24 protein-coding genes are annotated in these 24,242 nt (G+C 57.0%); 12 read left to right on the top strand and 12 right to left on the bottom strand.

The features are described 5' to 3' along the window. Positions 1-18 precede the first annotated feature (18 nt). The 5 genes from rbfA to ACXUPB_RS01515 all read left to right on the top strand — a co-directional run bounded on the left by rbfA (position 19) and on the right by ACXUPB_RS01515 (position 5,442). Complete coding sequence (rbfA, locus tag ACXUPB_RS01495; RefSeq protein WP_008958799.1) at positions 19-435, top strand: 30S ribosome-binding factor RbfA; 417 nt, start codon at positions 19-21, stop codon at positions 433-435. Then, positions 435-1,355, top strand: a complete 921-nt coding sequence (truB, locus tag ACXUPB_RS01500) for a tRNA pseudouridine(55) synthase TruB (RefSeq protein ID WP_335597353.1) — start codon at positions 435-437, stop codon at positions 1,353-1,355. The genes rbfA and truB overlap by 1 nt, the downstream gene beginning before the upstream one ends. A 129-nt stretch (positions 1,356-1,484) precedes the next feature. Further along, positions 1,485-1,754 carry a 30S ribosomal protein S15 gene (rpsO, locus tag ACXUPB_RS01505; protein ID WP_007111823.1) on the top strand — a complete coding sequence of 90 codons (270 nt, stop codon included), beginning with the start codon at positions 1,485-1,487 and terminating at the stop codon, positions 1,752-1,754. Between the two features lie 163 nt (positions 1,755-1,917). Next, positions 1,918-4,086 carry a polyribonucleotide nucleotidyltransferase gene (gene pnp / locus ACXUPB_RS01510; RefSeq protein ID WP_472955014.1) on the top strand — a complete coding sequence of 723 codons (2,169 nt, stop codon included), beginning with the start codon at positions 1,918-1,920 and terminating at the stop codon, positions 4,084-4,086. Between the two features lie 186 nt (positions 4,087-4,272). Continuing rightward, positions 4,273-5,442, top strand: coding sequence for an MFS transporter (locus tag ACXUPB_RS01515; protein WP_472955017.1), 1,170 nt, complete (start codon positions 4,273-4,275; stop codon positions 5,440-5,442). A gap of 30 nt (positions 5,443-5,472) precedes the next feature. On the opposite strand, the gene ACXUPB_RS01520 is transcribed toward ACXUPB_RS01515, so the two are convergent. Continuing rightward, positions 5,473-6,135, bottom strand: coding sequence for a LysR substrate-binding domain-containing protein (locus tag ACXUPB_RS01520; protein WP_472956657.1), 663 nt, complete (start codon positions 6,133-6,135; stop codon positions 5,473-5,475). 181 nt (positions 6,136-6,316) lie between these two features. Here ACXUPB_RS01520 and ACXUPB_RS01525 point away from each other — a divergent pair, with 181 nt between their 5' ends. Genes ACXUPB_RS01525 through ACXUPB_RS01545 form a run of 5 tightly spaced genes read left to right on the top strand, consistent with a single transcriptional unit; the run spans position 6,317 to position 9,593 of the window. Further along, complete coding sequence (locus tag ACXUPB_RS01525; RefSeq protein ID WP_472955019.1) at positions 6,317-6,610, top strand: hypothetical protein; 294 nt, start codon at positions 6,317-6,319, stop codon at positions 6,608-6,610. Next, positions 6,535-7,086: an alpha/beta hydrolase family protein gene (locus ACXUPB_RS01530; RefSeq protein ID WP_472956778.1), complete on the top strand. Its 552-nt coding sequence runs from the start codon at positions 6,535-6,537 to the stop codon at positions 7,084-7,086. Before ACXUPB_RS01525 ends, ACXUPB_RS01530 begins: the two co-directional genes overlap by 76 nt. Then, entirely contained in the window at positions 7,076-7,645 is a 570-nt protein-coding gene (locus ACXUPB_RS01535) for an RBBP9/YdeN family alpha/beta hydrolase (protein ID WP_472955020.1), read from the top strand. The genes ACXUPB_RS01530 and ACXUPB_RS01535 overlap by 11 nt, the downstream gene beginning before the upstream one ends. Next, positions 7,642-9,045 carry a CoA transferase gene (locus ACXUPB_RS01540; RefSeq protein WP_472955022.1) on the top strand — a complete coding sequence of 468 codons (1,404 nt, stop codon included), beginning with the start codon at positions 7,642-7,644 and terminating at the stop codon, positions 9,043-9,045. Before ACXUPB_RS01535 ends, ACXUPB_RS01540 begins: the two co-directional genes overlap by 4 nt. Further along, positions 9,042-9,593, top strand: coding sequence for a 2'-5' RNA ligase family protein (locus ACXUPB_RS01545; RefSeq protein WP_472955025.1), 552 nt, complete (start codon positions 9,042-9,044; stop codon positions 9,591-9,593). Before ACXUPB_RS01540 ends, ACXUPB_RS01545 begins: the two co-directional genes overlap by 4 nt. 132 nt (positions 9,594-9,725) lie before the next feature. Here the strand turns inward: ACXUPB_RS01545 and ACXUPB_RS01550 are convergent, their stop codons facing one another. The 11 genes from ACXUPB_RS01550 to dksA form a co-directional block, all read right to left on the bottom strand. Beyond that, a complete protein-coding gene (locus ACXUPB_RS01550; protein ID WP_472955027.1) occupies positions 9,726-10,904 on the bottom strand; it encodes an acetyl-CoA C-acetyltransferase in 1,179 nt (392 codons plus the stop codon). Positions 10,905-11,109: 205 nt separating this feature from the next. Next, positions 11,110-11,490: an aspartate 1-decarboxylase gene (gene panD, locus ACXUPB_RS01555; RefSeq protein ID WP_007111819.1), complete on the bottom strand. Its 381-nt coding sequence runs from the start codon at positions 11,488-11,490 to the stop codon at positions 11,110-11,112. Positions 11,491-11,518: 28 nt separating this feature from the next. Further along, the gene (gene panC, locus ACXUPB_RS01560) at positions 11,519-12,391 is read right to left on the bottom strand and encodes a pantoate--beta-alanine ligase (RefSeq protein ID WP_472955028.1); all 873 of its coding nucleotides are present in this window, start codon (positions 12,389-12,391) and stop codon (positions 11,519-11,521) included. A gap of 69 nt (positions 12,392-12,460) precedes the next feature. Next, complete coding sequence (panB, locus tag ACXUPB_RS01565; RefSeq protein ID WP_472955030.1) at positions 12,461-13,252, bottom strand: 3-methyl-2-oxobutanoate hydroxymethyltransferase; 792 nt, start codon at positions 13,250-13,252, stop codon at positions 12,461-12,463. 153 nt (positions 13,253-13,405) lie between these two features. Then, positions 13,406-13,900 carry a 2-amino-4-hydroxy-6-hydroxymethyldihydropteridine diphosphokinase gene (folK, locus tag ACXUPB_RS01570; RefSeq protein WP_472955033.1) on the bottom strand — a complete coding sequence of 165 codons (495 nt, stop codon included), beginning with the start codon at positions 13,898-13,900 and terminating at the stop codon, positions 13,406-13,408. A gap of 11 nt (positions 13,901-13,911) precedes the next feature. Beyond that, positions 13,912-15,294 (bottom strand): polynucleotide adenylyltransferase PcnB, encoded by a 1,383-nt coding sequence (gene pcnB, locus ACXUPB_RS01575; RefSeq protein WP_472955035.1) that lies wholly within the window; start codon positions 15,292-15,294, stop codon positions 13,912-13,914. An 875-nt stretch (positions 15,295-16,169) separates the two neighbouring features. Further along, positions 16,170-17,558: a sigma-54-dependent transcriptional regulator gene (locus ACXUPB_RS01580; RefSeq protein ID WP_472955037.1), complete on the bottom strand. Its 1,389-nt coding sequence runs from the start codon at positions 17,556-17,558 to the stop codon at positions 16,170-16,172. After that, the gene (locus tag ACXUPB_RS01585) at positions 17,536-20,484 is read right to left on the bottom strand and encodes an ATP-binding protein (protein ID WP_472956659.1); all 2,949 of its coding nucleotides are present in this window, start codon (positions 20,482-20,484) and stop codon (positions 17,536-17,538) included. Before ACXUPB_RS01585 ends, ACXUPB_RS01580 begins: the two co-directional genes overlap by 23 nt. Position 20,485: 1 nt before the next feature. Further along, a complete protein-coding gene (locus ACXUPB_RS01590; RefSeq protein WP_007111811.1) occupies positions 20,486-20,662 on the bottom strand; it encodes a hypothetical protein in 177 nt (58 codons plus the stop codon). A gap of 1 nt (position 20,663) precedes the next feature. Next, the gene (gene gluQRS, locus ACXUPB_RS01595) at positions 20,664-21,575 is read right to left on the bottom strand and encodes a tRNA glutamyl-Q(34) synthetase GluQRS (RefSeq protein ID WP_472955039.1); all 912 of its coding nucleotides are present in this window, start codon (positions 21,573-21,575) and stop codon (positions 20,664-20,666) included. 117 nt (positions 21,576-21,692) lie between these two features. After that, on the bottom strand, positions 21,693-22,130 hold the full coding sequence (gene dksA / locus ACXUPB_RS01600; RefSeq protein ID WP_007111809.1) for an RNA polymerase-binding protein DksA: 438 nt from the start codon (positions 22,128-22,130) through the stop codon (positions 21,693-21,695). Positions 22,131-22,345: 215 nt separating this feature from the next. Between dksA and ACXUPB_RS01605 the strand changes: the two genes are divergently transcribed. Beyond that, positions 22,346-23,506: an aminotransferase class I/II-fold pyridoxal phosphate-dependent enzyme gene (locus tag ACXUPB_RS01605; RefSeq protein ID WP_472955041.1), complete on the top strand. Its 1,161-nt coding sequence runs from the start codon at positions 22,346-22,348 to the stop codon at positions 23,504-23,506. Then, complete coding sequence (sfsA, locus tag ACXUPB_RS01610) at positions 23,506-24,234, top strand: DNA/RNA nuclease SfsA (RefSeq protein WP_472955043.1); 729 nt, start codon at positions 23,506-23,508, stop codon at positions 24,232-24,234. The genes ACXUPB_RS01605 and sfsA overlap by 1 nt, the downstream gene beginning before the upstream one ends. Positions 24,235-24,242: the final 8 nt, after the last annotated feature.

Raw genomic sequence — 24,242 nt, forward strand, 5'->3', positions numbered from 1 at the left:
GGTTGCGAGGAGCTAAACATGCGCGAATTTAAGCGTACCGACCGGGTAGCCGACCAGCTCCAAAAGGAGCTGGCGGTGTTGATCCAACGTGAAGTGAAAGACCCACGTTTAGGTATGGTCACCGTTAGCGGCGTTACCGTTAGCCGTGACCTTGGCTACTCCGATGTCTACGTCACTCTGTTGGGTGAGCAAGAGCCCGAGCGTATTAAAGAAAACCTGCAAGTGCTTAAGCGCGCCGCCGGTTTTCTAAGAAGTCAGATTGCTAAGCGCATCAAGCTACGTCACGTACCGGAGCTGCGTTTTCATTTCGATGAAAGCGTGGTGCGTGGTCAGCAACTCTCTTCATTGATTGATGAAGCGGTGACCACGGATCGTGCTCGCTATCAAGATGACGAGGATGACGCCGACGCCGAGCAAAGTGAGGAAACTCGCTAGTGGCGCGTCAACGTCGCGGTTTGCCGGTCAATGGCGTACTGCTGCTGGATAAGCCCAAGGGCGTTTCCAGCAATCATGCGCTGCAGCGTGTTCGTCGGTTGTTCCAGGCTCAGAAAGCCGGACACACCGGCACGCTAGACCCGATGGCCACCGGCTTATTGCCGATCTGCCTTGGGGAAGCGACCAAGTTCTCGTCGCACTTGCTTGAAGCCGACAAGGTGTATCGCACCCGGGTAGAACTGGGGGTGATCACCGATACCGGCGATGCGGAAGGCTCGGTGATGGAGCAGCATGAGGTTCCCAGCCTAAACGTCGATGACGTGGAAGCTGTGCTCACCCGTTTTCGCGGTGAGATCGACCAAGTGCCGCCCATGTATTCGGCTTTAAAGCATCAGGGCAAAAAACTCTACGAGTTGGCCCGTGAAGGTAAACACGTAGAGCGTGCAGCACGCCGAATAAGCGTGTATGATGCGCGCCTGCTTTCATTTGATGGAACGGCTTTCGAGCTGGAAGTAAGCTGCAGTAAAGGCACTTATATCCGCACGTTAGCCGAAGATATTGGTCAGGCGCTTGGCTGTGGCGCGCACATTAGTCAACTAAGAAGGCTCAAAACAGGGCCCTTTTTAGCCGACGCGATGTGGACGCTAGAGGCCTTGGAAGCGTTAGCCGACCAAGCAGCCTTGGAAGCTGAGCTAATGCCCGTGGATGTGCTCGTTGATCATTTACCGTTACTGACAGTCGATGACACCGCTCACGCCCGTTTGGCCCATGGCCAGCCCGCTACTCTCGAAACCGGCGCATTAGCCGCGGACGACGTAGCCAGACTTTATTACGCCGAGACGTTTATCGGCCTTGGTGTAGTGAAAGGTGCCCAGGAAGTGGCGCCTAAGCGGCTGTTAAGTACCGTCGCTATCTCGTAAGGCCTGTTGCAAGGACGCCGCAGACTACGTGAAAATAGTAAGATGCAAGACGCACATAGTAGCTTGAGACTGCAAATATGCGTGGTCTCACCCATTCATTTTTAGGCATATTGCTTACTGGAGATACAGATGGCTTTAACCGCTGAGAAGAAGGCCGAGATCGTCACTGAATACGGCCGCGGCGATAACGATACCGGTTCCCCTGAAGTGCAGGTTGCACTGCTGAGCGCCAACATCAATGGCCTGCAGGACCACTTCAAGACCAACAAGCAGGATCACCACTCTCGTCGTGGTCTGATCCGCATGGTTAACCAGCGTCGTAAGCTGCTGGACTACCTAAAGCGTAAAGATTTCGAACGCTATCAGTCTCTGATTCAGCGTTTAGGTCTGCGTCGTTAAGCGTTAACGGCAACGATTAGAAACGGGCAGCTCCCAAGGAGCTGCCCGTTTTTTTATGTTTCGAGTTGACGACGAGAGGGAACAGGTAGCCCTAACGCGCTCCAGCGCCTAGAATGGTAACGAGTCAAAACGACCTAAACGAATAGACAAGTAGATATTGATAATGCTGAAGGAAGTCGCTGTGAATCCGGTAAAGAAAACGTTCCAGTACGGTCGTAGCACCGTCACGCTCGAAACCGGGCGTATTGCTCGCCAAGCTACCGGCGCTGTCATGGTAACAATGGATGACACCGTCGTACTGTGTACCGTGGTTGCTCGAAAAGACGCCAACCCGAGTCAGCCCTTTTTCCCCCTCTCGGTACACTACCAAGAGAAAACCTACGCGGTGGGCAAAATTCCTGGCGGCTTCTTCAAGCGCGAAGGGCGCCCCACTGAAAAAGAGACGCTGACCTCGCGTCTGATTGATCGCCCTATTCGCCCACTGTTCCCCAAAGGCTTTATGAACGAAGTGCAGGTTGTCTGTACCGTTCTCTCCACCGACCGTAACCACGATCCGGATATCGCCGCTTTGCTTGGCACCTCCGCGGCGCTGAGCATCTCTGGCGTACCCTTTAATGGCCCGATTGGCGCGGCTCGCGTTGGCTTTAACGAAGAGCAAGGCTACTTCCTCAACCCGACGGTTGAAGAACTGGCCACCTCTGAGCTCGACATGGTCGTCGCCGGTACTGAAAAAGCCGTGCTGATGGTTGAGTCCGAAGCCAAAGAGCTGCTTGAAGACGAGATGCTGGGTGCCGTACTGTTCGGTCATCAGGAGATGCAGGTCGCTATCAGTGCGATCAACGAGCTGGTCGCTGAAGCGGGCAAGCCGCGCTGGGAATGGCAGGCAGCTGAAGAAAACGTGGCGCTTAAAGCCGCCATGGCCGATGCCTTTGAAGCCAAGGTAGGCGATGCCTATCGCATCACTGACAAGATGCAGCGCCAAGATGCGCTAGCTGAACTGAAAGCTCAAGCCATTGAGCAACTGGCAGCTGATGAAGGCGAACCGGTTAATGATAAGTTTAGTAAAGATGACGTAAAAGGCGCCTTTGCTGGTTTGGAAAAACGCGTTGTCCGTTCACGCGTGGTAAAAGGCGAGCCGCGCATTGACGGTCGTGATAACCAAACCGTGCGCCCTTTAGCCATCGAAGTCGGTGTGCTGCCCAAGGCGCACGGTTCTGCCGTTTTCACTCGCGGTGAGACCCAGGCGATTGCCGTGGCAACGTTGGGCACGCTGCGTGATTCTCAGCTCATCGAATCGTTGGAAGGTGAGCGTAAAGACCGCTTTATGCTGCACTACAACTTCCCCCCTTACTCAGTGGGTGAAGCTGGCTTTATGGGTGGTCCGAAGCGTCGTGAAATCGGTCACGGCCGCTTAGCACGTCGTGGCGTGCAGGCCATGCTGCCGTCAGAAGACGTCTTCCCTTACACCATTCGTGTGGTGTCTGAAATTACCGAGTCTAATGGTTCAAGCTCCATGGCCTCTGTATGTGGCTCTTCGCTGGCCTTGATGGACGCGGGTGTGCCGCTAAAGGCTCCGGTTGCGGGTATTGCAATGGGCTTGGTGAAAGATGCCGATGGCTTTGCGGTATTGACCGATATCCTGGGTGACGAAGACCACCTTGGCGATATGGACTTTAAAGTGGCCGGTTCTGAAGAGGGCATTACCGCCCTGCAGATGGACATCAAGATCGAAGGCATCAACGAAGAGATTATGGAGCTCGCGCTGCAGCAAGCACTGACCGCGCGACTGAGTATTCTCGAGCAGATGAATGTCGTGATCGGTCAGAGCCGTAGCGATGTCTCCGACAACGCGCCGTCCATGGCAACCATTAAAATCGACCCGGACAAGATTCGTGACGTTATCGGTAAAGGCGGCGCGACGATTCGCAAAATTTGCGAAGACACCGGCGCATCCATTGATCTTGACGACGATGGCACCGTACGTATCTACGCGGAAGATAAAGCCGCTGCGAAACGCGCCATCGACACCGTACTGGCGATTACCGCAGAAGCGGAGATCGGCAAGCTGTACAACGGTAAGGTAGTACGTATTGCCGACTTCGGTGCGTTTGTGAACATCATGCCGGGAACTGATGGCCTGGTGCACATCTCGCAGATCGTTGCTGAGCGCGTTAATAACGTGCGCGACTTCTTGAACGAAGGCGACGACGTGATTGTTAAGGTACTCGATATCGACAACCGCAACCGCGTGAAGCTGTCGATGAAAGAGATCACCGAAGAAGAGAAAGCTGCTTTTGCCGCAGAAGAAGCTGAAACCGAAGCCACGATTTAATCAGTTCGATTTAAATCGCTAGTTAGGTTTTTGTTATCGCCCTCGTAGCCTCTGGCTGCGGGGGCGTTATTTTTTGGTTAGGATTAATTTTATTAGAAATTGTTTTATTAGGATTAGTTTTGTTCGATAAAGATTTGTTCAGTAAGCTTTTTAAGCGGGTACTTAGAGAGCGTTAGGGAGCAGTTAATGGAGCAGGAACAAGCGCCACGCTGGCGGGCGGTGGTGGCCGTAATGATCGGTATTTTTTTATTGGTGACCGCTGAACAGTTGCCGATTGGGCTGCTCTCTCAAGTGGCCGCTTCAATGGGTGTTACGCCAGGTATGGCGGGTTTGATGGTCACCGTGCCTGGCGTCGTCGCTGCCTTTTCAGCCCCTTTGTTGCCGGTAGCGGTGGGGCGCTTGGACAGGCGCATTATGCTCACGGTCTTGATGATCGTCATGGTAGCCGGGAGTGTGTTGTCGGCCCTGGCGAGCAGTTTCACCCTGCTGCTTGCCGCTCGGGTGTTGGTGGGGCTTAGTATTGGTGGGTTTTGGGCCGTTGCTGGCAGTATTGCCCCGCGCCTAGTGCCTGAAGCGCAGGTGCCGAAAGCGATGACGATGATCTTTGGTGGCGTCGCGGCGGCCTCCGTGTTGGGTGTGCCGCTAGGCACGCTGTTGGGGGATCTAAGTAACTGGCGGGTTGCCTTTGGCGCACTGGGCGTTTTTAGCCTGTTAACGGCGATTGCGCTGTGGTGCTGGCTGCCGCCATTACCACCAAGAGAGCCGGTGCGCCTGCGGGTATTGGCGCAGCAATTCAGCAATCGCGGTGTGCGAGTGGCGGTGTTAACCACGGGCTTTGTGGTGGTTGGCCACTTTGCCGCGTACACCTTTATTAGCCCCATTCTTCAAGAGATCAGCGGTATTTCCCAGCGTCATGTGGGTAGCTTGCTACTGCTCTATGGGGCGGCGGGTATTGTGGGCAATATCGCGGCAGGGATGTTTGCCGGGCGTCACCCTTATCGCGCCGTGCTGGCGATTCCCAGCCTGCTGCTCATCGTCGTCGCCATCTTCCCGCTGCTGGGTGTTCAGCCGAGCAGCGGTGTCATGTTGCTCATGATGTGGGGCGCGGTGTTTGGCAGTGTATCAGTCAGCATTCAAACCTGGATTATACGCACCGCGCCCAATACCGAAGCCGCCACAGCGTTGATGGCGTTTACCTTCAACATGTCGATTGGTTTGGGGGCTATGCTAGGGGGACGCTTGGTCGATGGTACTAGCCTACCCATTGCCATGTGGGCCGCATCAGGATTATTCCTGCTGGGGGCGCTGCTGGTCTGGCGAACACCTTCACGCATCGTGGGGGAGAAGCGTCGTTAAGTAAGCGATAAATAATGCGCAAGTATCTGGCTATGCTGACTGCTCGCACAGCCAGCTGCGCAAATTTTCCAAACGGCGATCCTCGCGCAGTGCATCTGGGTAGACTAACCAGAAGCCAACGTCTGCGTTGACTGGATGTTCGAATACCGACGTTAGCCGCCCCAAACGCACGGCGCTATCGGCCAGTTCGCAGACTGCTATCGATACACCCACCCCATCGGCAGCGGCTTGCAGCGTTAATCCACCGGAATCCACCTGCGTGACCACGGCGGGTTTGAAGGGGCCGCCGGGAAGGCTCTCCATCCAGCGTTGCCATGTCAGGCAGTGGCGGGAGACAAACAGATTGGCCTGGCTGACACGGTCAAGGCGATCGCGATGGGAGCCGGTAGCAAAGCCTGGACGGGCATAAAGGTCGATGGTTGCTTCAAAGAGGAGATCGGCCTGTAATTCCGGCCAATGCCCGTTGCCGTACCAGATGCCCACATCGGCCACCCCCGCGGCAAGGTCTACCTCATCCTGCGTAGTGGATATCTCAAGCGAGAATCCACGCCGCTCGAAGGGATACAGGCTTAACCGCGGCGACAGCCAGTTGGTTGCAAAAGTAGGCAACATGTTGAGACGTAGCGGCCCGTCACGGCGTTTTTGGCGAAGTGAGTCAACCCCCTTGGCAATCTGCGTAAAACCTTGTTGCAGGTAAGGTGTTAGCTTGTGCCCCGCGGCGGATAGTTATGCGCTGCGCGGGTGGGTATGGCGCCGACCTTGTGATTCGTCGTCTCACCCTGGCCCCGTGGTGATCATTAACACCGCCACCTCGGTGCGCTGCCGCTATTACATGCCCTTTGCTGATTATTTGTATTAGCAAGGGTGGGACGTAGTGACCTACGACTACCGGGGAATCGGCGATTCGCGCCACCATTCGCTGCGTAAGCTCAAGGCCGATTGGATCGACTGGGGGCAGCATGATTTTGAAGGCGTTCTACGTTACGTCGCCAGACGTTTTCCTGGTCAACCTATTGATGTGGTGGGTCACTCTGCAAGCGGTTTCGTGATTGGTCTTGCCCAGTCCGCCATCACGTGCGCCGTATCTTCACTATGGGCGCACAGTATGCCTACTGGCGGGACTACGCACCCGAGGCTCGGCGCTCTATGTTCTTGCGTTGGCATCTAGCGATGCCGCTGTTGGCACTTTTGGTCGGCTACGTACCCGCTAAGCGTCTGGGCTGGATGGAAGATACACCCAAAGGCGTAGCACTGGATTGGGCGCGAATGGGGCCGCGCTTTGAGCACAGCGTGCGGCGTAAACGTGAAACAGAGGGCGAACCCGAAGCTGAAATGCTGGTGCGGGGCTTCGCGCGTGTGCAGGCACCGATTTTGGCGCTGGGCATCGACGATGACCCTTTCGGCACTCGTCCCGCGCTTGATCGCCTTCTAGAGTATTACAGTAATAGCGAACGCTACCACCTGCGGCTAGCGCCAACTGCGGTGGGCCAGCCAAGCATCGGCCATTTTGCTTTTTTCCATAAGCGCTTTCGCGACGTGCTCTGGCCACTTGCCATGGAGTGGCTGCGCACCGGTAATCCGCCCACGACTTTTCCTGGCGAGCTGCGCTATCGACCGCGTAAGGAGACCTGCGATGACAACTAACAAACCAGTGACCCAGCTGCTATTTCTGCCCGGTCTCGGCAATTCTGATGCTAACCACTGGCAGTCGCTATGGGCGCTAAAGCGGCCTAATAGCCTCCGTTTTCAGCCTGGCTCCTGGGATGAGCCGAATCTTACCGATTGGCTGCAGGCATTGGATACCGCCATTGATGAAGCTGAGGCGCCGGTGTTGCTCGTTGCTCACAGTCTTGCGTGCCTGCTGGTGGCGCACTGGGTGCAGGAGGCCAACAGTAGCGATGAGAGAGCTTATCGATTGGCCCAGGTAAGCGGCGCGTTGCTGGTGGCAGTACCTGACCCTGGCGCAAAGGCTTTCCCACCTGAAGCGAGCGATTTCCGCAATGCTCCTGCTCGGCCTCTGCCATTTCCAGCGCTGGTTGTCGCCAGCAGTGACGACCCTTACGCGACGACGGCCTATGCCCAGCAGCAGGCTGCGGCATGGCAAGCCGGCTTTGTTGACGTGGGCGCCTGCGGGCATATCAACGCCGCAAGTCAGTTAGGGGAGTGGCCTCAGGGGTGGGCGTTGTTGGAGGCTTTAGCATGAGTTTCCATACGCTGACAGCACGCGATGCACTGACCGCGCTCTGGTCACTGGGTGGTCTGCCGACGGAGGCTTTGGACAAGATCACGTTGACCGGCCATGATCCCGTTTTCCCATCCTCGTTTGCCGTTGGTGCCGCCGCGCAAACGACGATCGCTGCCGCGGCGCTTGCCGCCTGCGAGCTGGGGCATTCGCGCGGGGCGCCCCGCCAGCCAGTTGCGGTGGAGATGGCGCACGCCGCCGCTGAGTGCTTGGGGTGGTTCAGCCTGGATGGCCAGGAACCCAACCTCTGGGATCCGTTCTCCGGCTTATATCGCTGCGCCGACGGGCACGTTCGTGTACACACCAACTTTCGTCACCATCGCGATGGAGCGCTACGATTACTGGGCCTGGATAAGAGATCAGCAACACGCGAAGATGCTGCGCACGCACTGTTGAGCTGGCAGGCGCTGGCGTTCGAGCAGGCGAGCGCTGAGCGTGGCTTAGTGGCCACGGCGCTGCGTCGCTTCGATGAGTGGGATGTAACGCCCCAGGGCCAGGCCATCGCATCGCAGCCGTTAATGACGCTCACCCGCATCGGCGATGCACCGCCTCGCGCGTTGCCAACTCTGGCAAATAACGCCCGTCCGCTCACAGGAGTGCGGGTGCTCGACCTCACTCGCATCCTGGCTGGGCCGGTGGGAGGGCGGGCGTTAGCTTCATTGGGTGCGGATGTGATGCTGGTGAACTCACCTAACCTTCCCAATATCGCTGCCATCGCCGAGACCAGCCGGGGCAAACGCTCGGCGCATATCGATTTACGCACCGCTGCCGGGCGAAAGTTGCTATGGCAGCTCATCGAGGATACCCAGATATTTTCGCAGGGCTACCGCCCTGGTGGGATGGCCGCACTCGGTTTTTCTCCTGAGGCCCTGGCTGCTCGCCGGCCCGGCATTGTCAGCGTGTCGCTCACCGCCTACGGTACTCAGGGCCCCTGGGCCAACCGCCGCGGCTTTGACTCGCTGGTGCAGACGGCGATGGGATTCAATCATGCTGAGGGTGAAGTGACCGATGACGGCAAGCCACGCGCGCTGCCGATGCAGATTCTCGACCAGGCCAGTGGCTTTCTAATGGCCTTCGGGGCTGCCGCCGCCCTGTGGCATCAGCAGCGCGAAGGGGGAAGCTGGCATGTGCAGGTTTCGTTGGCGCAGACTGGCCACTGGCTGCGCGGGTTGGGGCGCGTCGAGGGAGGCCTTGACGCCGCTAGGCCCGACTTTGCGCCCTGGCTGACAAGTGATATTTCTGGCTTCGGCCTGTTACGCGCGGTGCGTCCTAGCGCGCAGTTGCTGCGCACACCAGCAGGCTACGCACGGCCCTCGATGCCACCTGGCACGGATGCGCCGAACTGGACGATGCAGTCATGACCCGAGTGGCACCGCAAGCGGCCTTGATCGTTCCTGTTCGCGAAGCCGAACCCGTGGTTGGCGAGCTTCGTCAGCGCTATGATGCCACCGCGGCTATAGGCGTGCCCGCGCACATAACACTACTTTATCCCTTTGTATCACCTAACGAGATTGTCGAGAAAGATCTTCGCAAGCTTAAAGCGATTGCTAAACAAACCACTGCTTTTGAGTTTTGCCTATCGGGTGTGGGCCGATTCAAGGACACGGTGTATCTTCAGCCACGCCCACGCGCTCCTTTTATCTCGCTGATTAAAGTATTCGTCGATGCCTTCCCAGACTACCCACCCTACGGTGGTCTCCATACGGGCAGCATACCTCACCTCACCGTCGCCAGAGAGAGTGAGCCAGAGGCGCTCGAGCGAATAGAAGATGAGGTGCGTTTGTTGATGGCGAAACAGAGAGCGATTCAGTGTTACTGCAACAGTTTTGCGTTGATCGTGAATACTGAGGGGAGATGGGTGACTCAACAACGATTTTCTCTTGTCGCGTCAGAGACCAATGGCAACTAGTGCCATTTAGCCCGGTAATGATGATGTTAGTAGAACAAGATAAGAAGGTTTGTGTATTCCGAACGGGATAAGCCCTCGTCAATTGACGAGGGCTTATATTAGCTCTTAGCTAAGCGAGCGAAGGGTAGGTTGTTAAGGCCGCTCGATAGCCAAGGCCACACCCTGACCACCGCCGATACACAGCGTCGCGAGACCTTTCTTAGCATCACGAGCGATCATTTCGTGCAGCAGTGATACCAGTACGCGACAGCCTGAGGCACCAATCGGGTGACCCAAGGCGATGGCGCCTCCATTAACGTTCACCTTGCTGACATCCCAGCCAAGCTCTTTATTGACGGATAACGCTTGTGCTGCGAACGCCTCGTTGGCTTCTGCTAAATCTAGATCATCCAAGCTCCAGCCCGCTTTCTCTAGGCAGCGGCGGGTAGCGGGTGCAGGACCAATCCCCATAATAGCCGGGTCAACAGCGGCGTTGGCGTAAGCGGCAATACGCGCTAGCGGCTCTAGGCCAAGCTCTTTGGCTTTTTCAGCGGAACAAATCATCACCACGGCCGCACCATCGTTTAAAGAGGAGGCGTTACCTGCTGTAACGGTGCCATCTTTTTTAAATGCTGGCTTCATGCTCGCCAGTTTTTCGACGGTGACTTCGCGCGGGTTTTCGTCGGTATCAAACACCACTGGGTCGCCTTTGCGCTGGGGAATTTCTACCGGTACGATTTGGCTTTTGAATTTGCCCTCTTTAATAGCGTTCGCAGCGTTCTGCTGAGATTGAGCAGCAAATTTATCCATCTCTTCGCGGGTAATACCGTACTTCTCGGCTAAGTTCTCAGCGGTAATGCCCATGTGGTAGTCGTTGAACGCGTCCCACAGGCCATCATGCACCATGGTATCGATGGCTTTCCAGTCGCCCATACGCTGGCCATTGCGGGAATTGGGTAGGACGTGGGGAGACGCTGACATATTCTCCTGGCCGCCAGCCAGAATCAGGTCGGCATCGCCGCAGCGAATTGCCTGCGTGGCGAGGTGAATCGCTTTAAGACCCGAGCCACATACTTTGTTGATGGTCATGGCGGGTACCGAGGCCGGTAGGCCGCCTTTGATCGATGCTTGGCGAGCTGGGTTTTGGCCGACGCCTGCGGTCAACACCTGGCCTAGCAGTACTTCATCAACTTGGTCGGGGGCTACGCCGGTTGATGAGAGGATATCCTTAATGACTAAAGCGCCAAGGTCACTTGCCGGGATGCCAGCTAGTGAACCACCAAAGGCACCAACAGCGGTGCGCCGCGCCGCAACAATGACTACTTCTTTCATAAGATGACTCCTGGAGTTAAAAGCAGGCAGTCTGATTCCAGATGCCCGGTTGGCGTACTCTGTCAGCCGTACTCTTTTAGACGTGCTCTGTCAGCCGTCTCTTCAGCATAGGGGAAGGGTGCGCATTGCGGCAATACGCTTTTATAAGCAAATTAAAACGGGCCACAAAATGGCCCGTTTGAGAAAAGCTTGAAGCGTCCTGCGTCTACGCTAACTGTACCGGAATAATATTGCTGGTGTGGCTGACATGGTTGCCTTCCTGCAGATACACCAGCGCAGGCTGGTGGTTTTCCAGTTCGGCTTCGGAGTAGTGGGCGTAGCTGCAGATAATGATCCGGTGTCCAGGGGCGGCGAGGTGGGCCGCAGCGCCGTTGATCGAGATAAGTTTGGAGCCTTCCTCACCGCGGATAGCGTAAGTGGTGAAGCGTTCGCCGTTCTCGACGTTGTAAATCTGGATCTGCTCATTTTCACGAATGCCCGCCATATCCAGCAGGTCGCCGTCGATGGCGCAGGAGCCTTCGTAATTGAGTACCGCGTGTGTGACGCGAGCCATGTGCAGCTTGGCTTTGAGCATAATGGTGTGCATGTGAGTTCCTCTATTCCCAGTTGTTTATTTATTTGCTGAAGGCAGTGACTGTGCTGGCCGGGAGTTGAATCGTGACATTGTCGATTAACCGCGCCGGGCCTAGTTGGGCCGCTGCCAACAGTACCGCGTGGCGGGTGGTTGGGCTCACCGGTGCCAGTGATGCGTCACGTAGCTCCAGGTAGTCCGGTGTAAAACCAGCTTCACTTAGCGCGGCTTTACCCTGATCAAGAGCCTCTTCTATTGGGGCTCCGTGCTCCAGAGCATCGCGTAGCATACATAACGTGCGGTAGAGCGCAGGAGCGATAGCACGCTCCTCGCTGCTTAAATAACCATTTCGCGATGACAGTGCCAAGCCATCCTCGGCACGCACGATTGGTACACCGATAATCTCGATCGGCATATGCAGGTCGCACACCAGCTTACGAATCACCGCCAGCTGCTGGTAATCCTTCTCGCCAAAGCAGGCGACGTCTGGCTGTACCAGATTAAACAGCATGCTGACCACGGTGGAGACACCGTCAAAATGGCCGGGGCGTGAGCCGCCGCACAGCCCTTCGCCGACGACGGGTACATGAACACGGGTTTGAGCATCCAAACCGTTTGGATAAAGTGAGCTCACCGCTGGTGCAAACAGCACGTCACAGCCAGCCTCAACCAACTGCGCCTGGTCGGCGTCAAAGGTACGCGGATAGCCGTCTAAATCTTCCCCTGGGCCGAACTGCATCGGGTTGACAAACAGGCTTGAGACCACAATATCGGCGTGCTGGCGCGCGCAGGCCACCAGCGCTAAATGCCCCGCATGCAGGTTGCCCATCGTGGGCACCAGGGCAATGCGCTGGCCGCGCTGACGGTATTCCTGCAGCGTACTGCGTAGCTGATCAATGTCTCGCAAAGTGCGCATAGTCAAGATTTCTTCTTCTAAAAGCGGTCTTTAAAAACGGTCTTCAAGAACGATCTTCAAAAACAGTATTTAAAAACAGTGCTCTGGGGCCGGGAACGTGCGCGATTTGACCGCTTCGTGGTAATGCTGGAAGGCTGTTTGAATACTGTCAGCGTCAACCATAAAGTTTTTCACGAAGCGCGGTGTGCGGCCATGGGTAACACCGAGTACATCGTGCATCACCAGGATCTGACCGTCGGTATCGGGCCCTGCACCAATACCGATGACTGGAACATCCAGCGCTTCGGTTACCGCTTTGCCCAGGCTCGCGGGAACGCACTCAAGCAGAATCACCGAGGCGCCCGCCTCAACGAGGACTTTGGCATCATTAATAATTCGCTCGGCGTGAGCGGCATCGCGGCCCTGCACTTTATAACCGCCTAGCTGGTGCACGGTTTGTGGGGTTAAACCGAGATGCGCACATACTGGGACGCCGCGGCGAGTCAGTTCACGAATGCCATCGGCCATCCAGGCTTCGCCTTCCAGCTTGACCAGTTCAGCGCCCGCGCGCATAACCGCACCGGCATCTTCAAGCAGTCGCTCGGTGGTGGCGTTACTCATAAAGGGGAGATCGACCATTAGCAGGCTGTGGCCTTTGCCACGAGCAGTGCAGCGGGTGTGGTAAACGATGTCTTCAATAGTGACAGGTAAGGTGCTGTTATGGCCTTGTAATACCATGCCTAGCGAATCACCGACCAGCAGTACATCAATGCCTGCCTGGCTTGCCGCATGGGCAAAGGAAGCATCGTAAGCGGTCAGGCAACTGAACGTCTCGCCAGCCTGCTTGTAGGCCTGCAGCGTGCTTAGAGTGACGGTTTTCATGGCGTGCTCTCTTTATACAAGACCACTGCAACATAGGCAGCGGCCATTATTGACGCTGCATCCCTGCATGCGTGAAGTGGCGTAACCGGCAATTGTTACCTGAATGGGGTGTCGGTGTCGAGATATGTGTCAGATGGTAGCATTGAGCGCGCGCTAGGCGTCGGGTAGTCGTTCCAAGCCTTGGTCTTCAACGCGTTTAAGCCATGCTGATAGCGGCTGTTGGAAGAGGTTGAGTGAGGGCGCGATCTCTGCGAGCGGTAGCAGTACAAAGGCTCGGGCGGCCATTTGCGGGTGGGGAAGTTGTAGGCGTGGCACGTCGATAGCGTTGTTGGCGTAGAGCAGCAGATCAAGATCAAGCGTGCGCGGCCCCCAGTGACGTTGACGGCGGCGGCGATGCTGTTGTTCCAGCGCCTGCAGCTGGTCGAGCAAGGCCAGTGGCGAAAGGCGTGTTTCCAGCGCTGCCACGGCATTGATAAAGTCCGGCTGGTCTTGCGGCCCCACGGGGCGGCTGGCATACAGTGATGACGCCGCCACCAAACGACTAAGCGGCAGCGTGGCAAGCTCTTTAAGAGCCTCGCGAAGCTGCTCTACGGGCGACTCAAGATTGCTGCCGAGGCCAATATAGGCGAGTTGAGGAGAGGTGACCACGTGCAATCTAGCTACTCTGATGCCCGCGGTTTACGCCGCCTTTTGCGCCGGCCATCACCTTGACTCGCCGGGTCGCCGCCAACTTTTTGCAGCAAGCGACGCTGTTCGTGCTCATCACCACGTTGAAAAGCGGTCCACCAGTCGCCTAAGCCGCGGGGAATTTCACCCGCCTGTTCACGCAACAGGAGCAGGTCGTAGCCCGCTCGGAAGCGTGGGTGCTCACGGGTTTGAAAAGCTTTTTTACCGCGTCGCTGGGGCAGCCGCTGCTGTAACTCCCAGATTTCCCGCATGGGAATACCAAAGCGCTTGGGAATTGATGTGTGCTCTAGCTGACGCGAAACCACCTGTTGAGCGGCTGCTTGAAGCGCGGGTATCGGCGGCATGCCCTCTTGCTCGAGCACTTCCTGGCGCTGTTTGACCGGTGCCCACAAGAATGCTGCCAACAGGAAGGCCGGGGTGACGGGGCGCTCTTCGGCAATGCGCTTATCGGTGTTGGTCAGCGCTTGCTCAATCAGTTCTTCAGCCCAGGCGGCATCAGCCATGGCTTCTTCGGCTTCAGGGAAGAGCATGCCAAACAGGCCGTAGTGGCTGAGTAGACGAAACGTGACTAAGCCATGACCCGACATAAACAGTTTGAGCACTTCATCGAATAGTCGCGCCGGGGGAATCTGCAGCAGCAGCGGCGCCTGATCGTACATTGGCGCTTCGGTGGCGGGGTCTAGCGTGAAATCGAGCTTAGCCGCAAAGCGCACCGCGCGTAGCATCCGTACCGGGTCTTCGCGGTAACGCGTCGCCGGGTCGCCAATCAGGCGCAGGGTGCGGGTTTCGATATCCCGGGCACCATTGGCAAAATCGGTAATGCTGAAGTCAGCGATATTGTAGTAGAGCGCATTAACGGTGAAGTCGCGCCGCAGTGCGTCCTCTTCGATGTTGCCCCATACGTTGTCGCGCAGCAGTAACCCTTCATCGGACTGGTGGGCAATATGATCGCCATGCTCGTCTTGGGGTTTGCCACGAAAGGTGGTGACCTCAATAACCTCACGGCCAAAGCGCACGTGGACAATCCGAAAACGGCGGCCGATCAAACGCGAGTTACGAAACAGATCGCGAACCTGCTCGGGGGTGGCATTCGTCGCAACGTCGAAATCCTTGGGCATCTTGCCCAGCAGCGCGTCACGAATGCAGCCGCCCACCAAATAGGCATCGAACCCTGCGCCGCTAAGGCGGTAGAGCACTTTTAACGCGGCATCACTAATATGCTGGCGAGAAACAGGGTGCTCGGACCGTGGGATATTACGTGGAGAGAGGACGGTGGTGGCGCTCTCTTGGGGATCGAGCAAGGTTTTCAATTGCTCCCCCGGGCTGTGTAGGAAACGGGTAAATCCTTTAAACATGCGATAATTTCAACTCGCAGGGTACGAAAAGATAGTCATTAGTAAGTACTTCAAACGAGTACTGAACATAAACAATTAGTGGCTGAGTGTAGCCGACCCTTGATGGCTTGCAAAGAGCGGCTTGCAAAGCACTTGACGCTAACGTGTGTAAACTCAAGTCCCAGACACGGAAAAGGGAGGCTAAGAGAGCCTCCCCCTATTAAGCAATTAATCAGCGTCCATGCTGCTGTTTTTCTTCATGATGGCACATCGCCCTGAATACGCACCGCAGTCGGTAGGCGTAAGGATCACGATAGTTCCGACCGCCTCGTATTCAAAACAATAATCCAACCGCGAACTATTCTCCCCCCGGGGAATTATTATTGGCGCCGGGGTGCACACACTGACTGCTATTGTTGTTGTTAGGATGCAAATTGTTGTGTACGTCGCGTCCTTTCGGGCTACTTACTACATTATTGTTGTTGTCAGCGCCTGTGTTGCTTGCGCCAGCAAGTAATGAGACTCAAGCCTATTGTTCTTGTTAGTACCTTTATCTCTACCTGACCTTGTTGTTTTTGTTGTGGCTCAGGTTAGGGCGAGGTCGTTTTGTTTTTATTGGTGACCTACCGCTATGCCCAGTTTGTTTTTCTTACTCAGTAATACTGCAGGCGGTGTGCCACCTGTTTGATAAATTATAAATTTCAAAAGGTTGGCGTTTTTTAAAATAAAGAGGAACTTTGCAGCTCGATAAGTGTTACCCCTTTTGCGGCCGTTTGTGCACGTTGTTGTGTGGGAAGGTAACAGTGCCAGCGTTGCCACGAATAGATAATTTCTTATTTAAATCAGTGTATTAGACGATAGTCTTAGATAGATGCTTAAAGCCGTTTCCTAAGCCTTTAACCTGGGCGACGAGCGGTTTTTTTACGCGGTATACCAAGCCGCTGGCGCCGTTCCCAAAGGTTTTTCCGGCTGATACCAAGTTTTTGGGCCAGCTCGGTTTCACTCATTTGATCCTGATGCTCGAGCACAAAGTGCTGAAAATAATCTTCTAAAGAGAGGTCATCTTCATTCTCTTCAGCGATTTTGTCTGGGCTGCCACCGGTAGGCGAGGTGTTATTGGATGGTGCATGAGGGCGAGCCGTAATGGGCGCCAGGCCCAAGTCATCCGGATGTATCAAGTGTCCTTCAGCAAGAATCACCCCGCGTTCCAGGGCGTTCTCCAGCTCACGCACATTGCCCGGCCAAGGGTAGTCGCGTAGGTCTTGGCGGGCTGCACGGGATAGGCGTAGCCCCGTGCGTTCGTGACGCTTACACGCCTTATCGAGCAGAATATCGGCGATCTCCAGCACGTCATCTTCACGCTCGCGCAGCGGCGGCAGCTCGATCTGCATCACGTTCAAACGGTAGTAAAGGTCGAGGCGGAACTCGCCGGTTTTTGACAGCGCACGCAGGTCCCGGTGGGTAGCGGCAATCAAGCGGACGTTAACGTGGCGGGTTTCTACCGAGCCAATTTTACGGATTTCACCCTCTTGCAGTACGCGTAACAGACGCGCCTGAGCATCGAGCGGTAGCTCGCCAATCTCATCCAAAAACAGCGTGCCGCCGTCGGCGGCTTCCACCAAGCCGGTGCGCGCCGCGCTGGCGCCGGTAAAGGCGCCTTTTTCGTGTCCAAACAGTTCGGATTCAATCAGCGTTTCGGGAATTGCCGCACAGTTCACGCTGATGAGCGGCGCTTTGGCCCGCTTGCTTTGTTGGTGAATAGCGCGTGCCACGAGCTCTTTGCCGGTGCCCGACTCACCAAGAATCAATACGGTGACATCGGCGGGGGCAGTTTTACTAATGCGGGTGTAGACCTGCTGCATGGCAACGCAGTTGCCGATCATGGTTTGTCGACCGCCGCCTGCATCGGTGATATCCGGCGGCGGACTTTGCTGGTTTGACTGCTTGTGCAGGATTCGCTCAACGGTTTCCAGCAGCTCGGCGTGGTCAAACGGTTTAGCAACGTAGTCCACGGCCCCCAGTTTGAGCGCTTCGACTGCGGAACGCATGCTGGCGTAGCTGGTCATGATCAGTACTGGCACGGGCGCCGCAGAGGCAATCAAGGAAGTGCCTGGCTCGCCCGGCAAGCGGAGATCGCTGATGATGAGATCAAACCCTGTGAGTTCAAGCTGGCAGGCCTCCTCAGCACTGCCTGCTTCGCTGACCGTATAGTCGTTGCGTTCCAGTAATCGCTTTAACGCGCTGCGAATAATCGCTTCATCTTCAACAATCAGAATCCTGGGCATGAGCTGGCTGATCATCCTGTTGGTAAAGCGGCAGCCAGAGCGTAATGGCGGTGCCGCGAGGCTGTCCGGGCGGTGGCGAGGCCACGTCTATCTTACCCTGGTGTTCGTTGATAATCTGATAAGCCAGTGAAAGGCCCAGACCGGTGCCTTCGCCTGCTGGCTTGGTAGTGGTAAAGGGCTCGAATAGATGCTCGCGCACGTGTGGGTCGATGCCCTGGCCGTTATCGGTTATCCGCCACCAGGCAAGCTGCTCGTGGCGCCCTGCGGTGATGTGAACTTCTCCCCCCTGGGAGCAGGCATCCCGGGCATTGCTCAGCAGGTTGACCATCACTTGCGTTAATCGCTGGGCATCGCCGCGTACCACCACATCGTCAGGCGTTTCATTGGTTAAGGTAACATCCTCTCCCGAGCGGGCGAGGTGGATCAAGTGCAGTGCGTCTTCGCTAATCGATGCGAGCGCCACTGGCGAGGCCGGGAGCGGTACCGTTTGGCGCCCCCCATGGGCAAAGCCGACCAATGAATTGACGATTTTAGTCACCCTTTGGGTCAACTGCTGGATCTGATCGGCGGTTTCCAGCAGCACAGGGTCGTTGGTGTCGTAGCGCAGGTTTTGCGCCAGCGACGAGATACCGGTAATCGGATTGCCAATTTCATGGGCGACCCCGGCAGCCAACTGGCCAATGGAGGCGAGGCGCGCCGCATGCACCAACTCGTCTTCCAGCCACTTCATTTCGGTATGGTCTTCAATCAAAATCACGCTGCCCCCACGGCTGTCGTGGCCGCTGAGAATAGCTTTGTGCAGGGTCAGAAAGTAATCCTTGCCGTGCAGCGTCACCGCCTGCTTGTAGAGCGGGCCTGGCGTCGCGTCTAACACGCTGCCCAGCAGGCTGGGCCAGGGGGCGGGTAGGCTGTCACGGCGCGAGCCAATCACGCTTTCACCGCTAATGCCCGAAAGTTGTGAGAGCGCCTGATTCCACATTAGCAGTTCGTCATCATCGCCCAGGACGCACAGTCCCACCGGTAAATACGCCAGGGTTTGGCGGTGGTGGCGGCGCAAACCGTCGAGCTCCCGGGCTAACCCTGTTAGCCGCGAGCGGTAGGCTTCCAAGCGGCTTTCAACGAAGTGAATATCGTCAGTTTCCGGGGCGTCGTCGTGGCGGTAGGGCAGGTAGCGATCAACAATGTCCCGCGCCACCGATGGCCCCATTAGGCCCGAGAGATTGGCCTGAATACGGTCACGCAAGCGACGCAGCGCGTAAGGGCGGCGCTCCTGGGGTGTAAAGTTGAGCGCTTGCAGGGCCCGGTTGACTTCACGGCTGGCCGCCTCATCGCCGAGGGCGTGGGCTAAATGGGTAGAAAAATCACTCGCCGTCGCGGCTTCCAGTGGAAAACGCTTTGAGCGAATAACCGCATCGACTGAGCACGCTTCCGCGGCGGACTGCTCCCCTTCAGAAATACGCGTAAACAGCGATATCACAATCAGCAGCAGGATATTGACCGCTAACGAAAGCAGCGTGACGTTGTACCAAACCGGAGCACCAGTGTCGGTAAGCGGTGTAAAAGGTAGCGTCGGTACCGGTAGCGAAAACATGAGTGGCAGCCATAGACCCCACAGCCATACGCCCACACCTGCGATCAGGCCAATAATCATGCCTTTACGGTTAGCGCCCGGCCAGTAGAGCAGCGCCAGCATGCCAGGCAGGCACTGGGCCATGCCGACAAACGCGGCTAATCCCAAGCCGATGAGACCATGGTGGCGGCCTACCCACTGGTAAAACACCCAGCCGCCGATAATCACCGCGACCACTAAGCCACGGCGCAGCCACAGCAGCCAGCCGTAGAGATCACTGCGTGCCTCAGGGGGCCTCGCTACCAGCACGATATGGTTCAGCACCATGCCGGAAAGCGCCAGCGCAATCATAATCATGGTGCCGCTGGCGGCAGCTAGTCCGCCGATAAACGCCAGCGCCCCTACCCACCAATGTTCGCTCATTAGGTAGGCGGCATAGGCGGCGATGGGGATGTTGGGATTAACCGACTGCGCGGCCCACCAAATCAGCGGCACGGGCAGCGCCATTAGCAGTAGAAACAGCGGCAGTGCCCAGCTCGCTTGTAGCAGCGTATGTCGCGACAGGCTTTCTGCAAAACTGATATGAAATAAGTGCGGCATCATAAACGCCGCCGCAAAAAACAGCAGTAGCAGGGTTCGCCACTGGGCAGGGTCAAGTTTGGGTGTCTGGTGCTGAAGGATAGCGCCTGGTCCTTCCAACCACAGCTGCAGATCACCTGGACCATCAAACACCATCCATAGCGCCACCGCACCCAGCCCCAGCATGGCTAGCAGTTTAACAATGGATTCAAACGCAATGGCGCTAAGCAGGGTGTCGTGGCGACCGTAAGACTGGCTGTGGCGGGCACCGAAAATGACCGCAAAGGCGGCAATTACGGCGCAGAAAAGCAGCGCAACGCTACCGCCCGCTTGGCTGGCGGTGATGATATTGATGGCTTCGCTCAGGGTTTTGACTTGAATGCCGAGCAGTGGCAGCACCGCCAGTAGGCTGACGAGGGTGACCAGCGTTCCCGCCCACCGGGAGCGAAAGCGAAAGGCAAACAGATCCGCCAGCGACGTTAGTTGATAGGTGCGGGTGATGCGCTGGATGGGGACCAGCAGCACAGGAGCGAGCAAGAAGGCGCCCGCTGCGCCCAGGTAGTAGGCCAGGAAGCCAAACCCCGCGCTAGCAGCCATTTCCACGCTGCCGTAGATTGCCCAGGCGCTGGCATAAACACCCAGAGCAAGGGTGTAAACAATCGGGTGACGGGTAATGCGCACCGGCACCCAGCCACGCTCTACCGCAAAACCGCAGCCAAACAGCAGTGCCAGGTAGCCCAGCCCAAGCAGCAGCACGCCGACTATCCCAACGTGCATCTCAACGTTCATCGAGCTTCCTTTTCTGCTCCAGCCAGAGGGTTAACGCAATCAATCCGCCCCAAATCGCAAACGGTCGGTACCAGGCGGCCTCAGGGTCGCTCCAGCCATTCATTAGTAGCGGAGAGAGCAGGTAACCGCCAAACACCAAAAACAGCATGATGCGATAGACGTACATATCAATCTCCAGCTGGAGGTAAAGAGGGAGTAAAACGGTGTGCCGTTGGGCTTAGCCGTCCCAACGACCAGTTTGCTACCGCCCAGTGTAGCTGAGTCGATGGGGGCTCTGCGGCAAGTGCTTGGGGCGGCGCTTGGTCAAGCGCTTCCAGCGCCTGAAAGAGCTGCTGGCGTATCCCATGCTCGTCTTCTGCCAGGGCCGGGGCCAGGTTTTGCTTCGAGAGCTTTTGCCCTTCAGCGGTCACAATGAGTGGCAGATGCAGGTAGCGTGGCTGCGGCAATTGAAGCGCGCTCTGCAACTGGCGCTGCCAAGGGGTGTTGTCGAGCAAGTCGAGCCCGCGAACCACATCGGTAATCTGCTGCTCAGCGTCATCCACTACCACGGCGAGCTGATACGCCCAGAGGTCATCTTTGCGCTTTAATACCACATCGCCCAGTTCAGCTGGGTCAAACTGCTGCGCGCCAAACAGTCGGTCTTGCCAGCGGATAGGACGCTCGCCATGGTCGCTGCGCAGTCGCCATGCCACCGGTTTATTCGCATCGCAAACGCCATTGCGGCACCAGCCGGGGTAGATATCAAACGCCTGCCACTGCTTACGCGAACAGCTGCAGGGATAGGCAAGGCCGAGTTGGATAAGCTGGTCAAGCGCCTGTTGGTAAGCATCGCCGCGGGTGTGCTGCCACATGACCACTTCGTCCCACTCCAGGCCGAAGGTTTCCAGCTGGCGCAGGATAGTGCTCGCCGCACCTTCAGGGCAGCGCGGTGGGTCGATATCTTCAATGCGCACCAGCCACTGCCCATCGGCTGCGCGGGCATCTAAATAGCTGCCTAAGGCGGCGACCAAAGAGCCAAAGTGCAGCGGGCCAGAGGGCGTAGGGGCAAAGCGGCCCCGGTAGCGAGCAAAATCATTCATGGTAGCGTCATTGTTGAGAGGGGCTGGTTATTGACAAAAAAGCCATTCACAAAAAAGCCATTCACAAAAACGGGCACCCTAAGGTGCCCGCGTTCGAGTAGCACGGTCTTTTAGCGCTCAGCCGCCTAGCTGTTTCTCTTTGAGTTCCGCCAGGGTTTTGCAATCCACGCAGAGGGTGGCGGTGGGGCGAGCTTCTAAACGACGAATGCCGATTTCAACGCCGCAGGCTTCACAGAAGCCGTAATCGTCATCATCGATGTTATCTAGCGTTTCGTTAATTTTCTTGAGCAGCTTACGTTCGCGATCCCGGGTACGCAGTTCAAGGCTAAAGCCCTCTTCCTGGGTAGCGCGGTCGGCGGGGTCGGCGTAGTTGTTCGCATCTTCCTGCAGGTGGCGTACGGTACGATCCACCTCTTCCATGAGATCCTGTTTCCAATCCAGCAGCAGCTGACGGAAGTGCGCTAGCTGCTGCTCGTTCATATACTCTTCACCCGGCGCTGGCTCATACGGGGTGAAGGACTTGGACGCTTCCGGTTTCTTTTCTGCTACTGGCATGGGACTGCCCCTTACATATGTGACTACTGATCGACCATGAGCGATTGTCACGATCTCACGCCAAAGGGATGCTTGTTTAGCTGAAAAATGACTGGGTTGCAAGCATAATGGTGAGCTTTCGACGAATGTTTGGCCCTGAGTATGACTAGCGCCATGTTTTAGTTAGTTTTTCAATATTTGTCCAGTTTCAAAAATGATTAGATGAAGGAGCCGTTATGGCCTGGAATTCACGTGTCGATCACGTTGCCCCTTTTCGGGTCATGCATTTGCTGGAAATGGCCCAGGCGCGGGAAGCCGCCGGCCACGATGTGATTCATTTAGAAGTCGGTGAGCCGGATTTTGCTACCCCAGAGCCGGTTATAGCCGCCGGACAGCAGGCACTTTCCAATGGTCATACCCGCTACACCCCAGCAGCGGGCCTACCCGCACTGCGTGACGCAATTGCTGGCCACTACGCTGAGCACTTTAACGCCACGGTAGATCCAGCGCGTATTTTGGTAACACCCGGTGCGTCAGGCGCATTGCTGTTGGCCAGCCAGTTATTAGTTGAAACGGGCTCGCGGGTGCTGATGGCCGACCCTAACTACCCCTGCAACCGTCACTTCATGGCGTTAGCTGGCGCTGAAATTGATGCGGTATCCGTGGGGCGTGATAGTGGCTGGCAGTTGGATGCTGCCTTGGTGGCGCAGCATTGGCGTGAGAAGACGAGCCTGGCGATGCTGGCATCGCCCTCTAACCCTACCGGCCATACGTTGAACGCGTCACAGCTTTCGGCAGTTCTGGCGGCCGTCGCCGAGCGCGAAGGCGAGGTCATCGTCGATGAGATTTATCAGGGCCTTAACTACGACGATGTGCCGCTGTCGGCGACCTCGCTCTCCGCCAATGCCTTTGTGGTGAATAGCTTCTCAAAATATTTTGGCATGACCGGTTGGCGCCTGGGCTGGCTGGTGGCGCCCGAGCATGCGGTAGAGCCATTAACCCGACTGGCGCAGAATATGTTCCTTGCCGCGCCAACGCCTTCACAGCATGCCGCGCTGGCAGCCTTTACGCCAGAATGCCGCGGGATTCTCGAACAGCGCCGTGAAACTCTGAAAGAGCGCCGTCAGGTGCTATTGAAAGGCTTGGCTAACTTAGGGCTGGCGCCGGATCTACCCCCTCAAGGGGCGTTCTATTTATGGCTGGATATCTCCCGCTACAGCCGCGATAGCCAGGCCTTCTGCGAGCGCCTGCTGCAGGAGGAGAACGTGGCTATTACCCCCGGTATTGATTTTGCTGTGCGTGGCGGCGAACACCATGTGCGCATCGCCTTCACCAATGATGTGGCCCGTCTGGAAGAGGCAGTGGCGCGGATTAAACGCTTTGTGGGCAGGCTGTGATGCTGGCCTATCCGGCGATGGTGTCGGGCACGCTGATCAAGCGTTATAAGCGCTTTCTCGCCGATGTGCGTTTGGTTGATGGTCGCGAAGTCGTCGCCCATTGCCCCAATACCGGCTCGATGAAGGCGGTGAACGTGCCAGGGTGCCGGGTGTGGTTGTCGCCCAGCGAGAACCCTAAGCGCAAGCTGGCCTGGACCTGGGAGTTTATCGAGCTGCCGCAAGCCGGTGGGCAGGTGGCGCTCGCCTCGGTGCATACCGGCCGCGCTAACCGCATCGTGGAAGCGGCGCTGGAGGCGGGGGCTTTGGCACCCTTGGCAGGCTACGCCACTCTGCGCCGGGAGGTGAAAGTGGCCGACGCCCGGCTGGATTTTAGGCTAGATGATCCAGAGCGGGGGCGGGCGTATATCGAGGTGAAGCAGGTCACCTTGAAAGAGGAGGACGGCCACGGCTACTTCCCGGACTCGGTGAGCGTGCGTGGCACCAAGCATCTGCATTCGCTGCGAGTGTTGGCAGAGCAGGGCGAACGGGCGGTGCTGCTGTTTTGTGTCGCCCACGAAGGCATTGCTGACGTGGCCGCTGCAGCCCATATCGACGCGACTTACGCAGCAGCCCTGGCGGAGGCCGCGGCCAGCGGTGTGGAAGTGCTGGCCTATGGCATTGACGTGGAGCGAGAGCAGGGAACCCCGACGGGTGTACGGTTAGCCCGCCATTTGCCTGTACGGTTGTAGCTGCCTAT

Source organism: Vreelandella sp. DA03-1M (genome assembly GCF_055725665.1).

What these genes read in the sequence shown, in the direction of transcription:
- ACXUPB_RS01540 (WP_472955022.1), top strand. Translation starts at nt 7,642, where the DNA reads ATGAGTTTCCATACGCTGACAGCACGCGATGCACTGACCGCGCTCTGG.
- panC (WP_472955028.1), bottom strand. Translation starts at nt 12,391, where the DNA reads ATGCGCACTTTGCGAGACATTGATCAGCTACGCAGTACGCTGCAGGAA.
- ACXUPB_RS01585 (WP_472956659.1), bottom strand. Translation starts at nt 20,484, where the DNA reads ATGCACGTTGGGATAGTCGGCGTGCTGCTGCTTGGGCTGGGCTACCTG.
- ACXUPB_RS01550 (WP_472955027.1), bottom strand. Translation starts at nt 10,904, where the DNA reads ATGAAAGAAGTAGTCATTGTTGCGGCGCGGCGCACCGCTGTTGGTGCC.
- ACXUPB_RS01530 (WP_472956778.1), top strand. Translation starts at nt 6,535, where the DNA reads ATGGGCGCACAGTATGCCTACTGGCGGGACTACGCACCCGAGGCTCGG.
- rpsO (WP_007111823.1), top strand. Translation starts at nt 1,485, where the DNA reads ATGGCTTTAACCGCTGAGAAGAAGGCCGAGATCGTCACTGAATACGGC.
- ACXUPB_RS01590 (WP_007111811.1), bottom strand. Translation starts at nt 20,662, where the DNA reads ATGTACGTCTATCGCATCATGCTGTTTTTGGTGTTTGGCGGTTACCTG.
- pcnB (WP_472955035.1), bottom strand. Translation starts at nt 15,294, where the DNA reads ATGTTTAAAGGATTTACCCGTTTCCTACACAGCCCGGGGGAGCAATTG.
- sfsA (WP_472955043.1), top strand. Translation starts at nt 23,506, where the DNA reads ATGCTGGCCTATCCGGCGATGGTGTCGGGCACGCTGATCAAGCGTTAT.
- ACXUPB_RS01515 (WP_472955017.1), top strand. Translation starts at nt 4,273, where the DNA reads ATGGAGCAGGAACAAGCGCCACGCTGGCGGGCGGTGGTGGCCGTAATG.
- panB (WP_472955030.1), bottom strand. Translation starts at nt 13,252, where the DNA reads ATGAAAACCGTCACTCTAAGCACGCTGCAGGCCTACAAGCAGGCTGGC.
- ACXUPB_RS01605 (WP_472955041.1), top strand. Translation starts at nt 22,346, where the DNA reads ATGGCCTGGAATTCACGTGTCGATCACGTTGCCCCTTTTCGGGTCATG.
- dksA (WP_007111809.1), bottom strand. Translation starts at nt 22,130, where the DNA reads ATGCCAGTAGCAGAAAAGAAACCGGAAGCGTCCAAGTCCTTCACCCCG.
- gluQRS (WP_472955039.1), bottom strand. Translation starts at nt 21,575, where the DNA reads ATGAATGATTTTGCTCGCTACCGGGGCCGCTTTGCCCCTACGCCCTCT.
- ACXUPB_RS01545 (WP_472955025.1), top strand. Translation starts at nt 9,042, where the DNA reads ATGACCCGAGTGGCACCGCAAGCGGCCTTGATCGTTCCTGTTCGCGAA.
- ACXUPB_RS01535 (WP_472955020.1), top strand. Translation starts at nt 7,076, where the DNA reads ATGACAACTAACAAACCAGTGACCCAGCTGCTATTTCTGCCCGGTCTC.
- panD (WP_007111819.1), bottom strand. Translation starts at nt 11,490, where the DNA reads ATGCACACCATTATGCTCAAAGCCAAGCTGCACATGGCTCGCGTCACA.
- rbfA (WP_008958799.1), top strand. Translation starts at nt 19, where the DNA reads ATGCGCGAATTTAAGCGTACCGACCGGGTAGCCGACCAGCTCCAAAAG.
- pnp (WP_472955014.1), top strand. Translation starts at nt 1,918, where the DNA reads ATGCTGAAGGAAGTCGCTGTGAATCCGGTAAAGAAAACGTTCCAGTAC.
- ACXUPB_RS01580 (WP_472955037.1), bottom strand. Translation starts at nt 17,558, where the DNA reads ATGCCCAGGATTCTGATTGTTGAAGATGAAGCGATTATTCGCAGCGCG.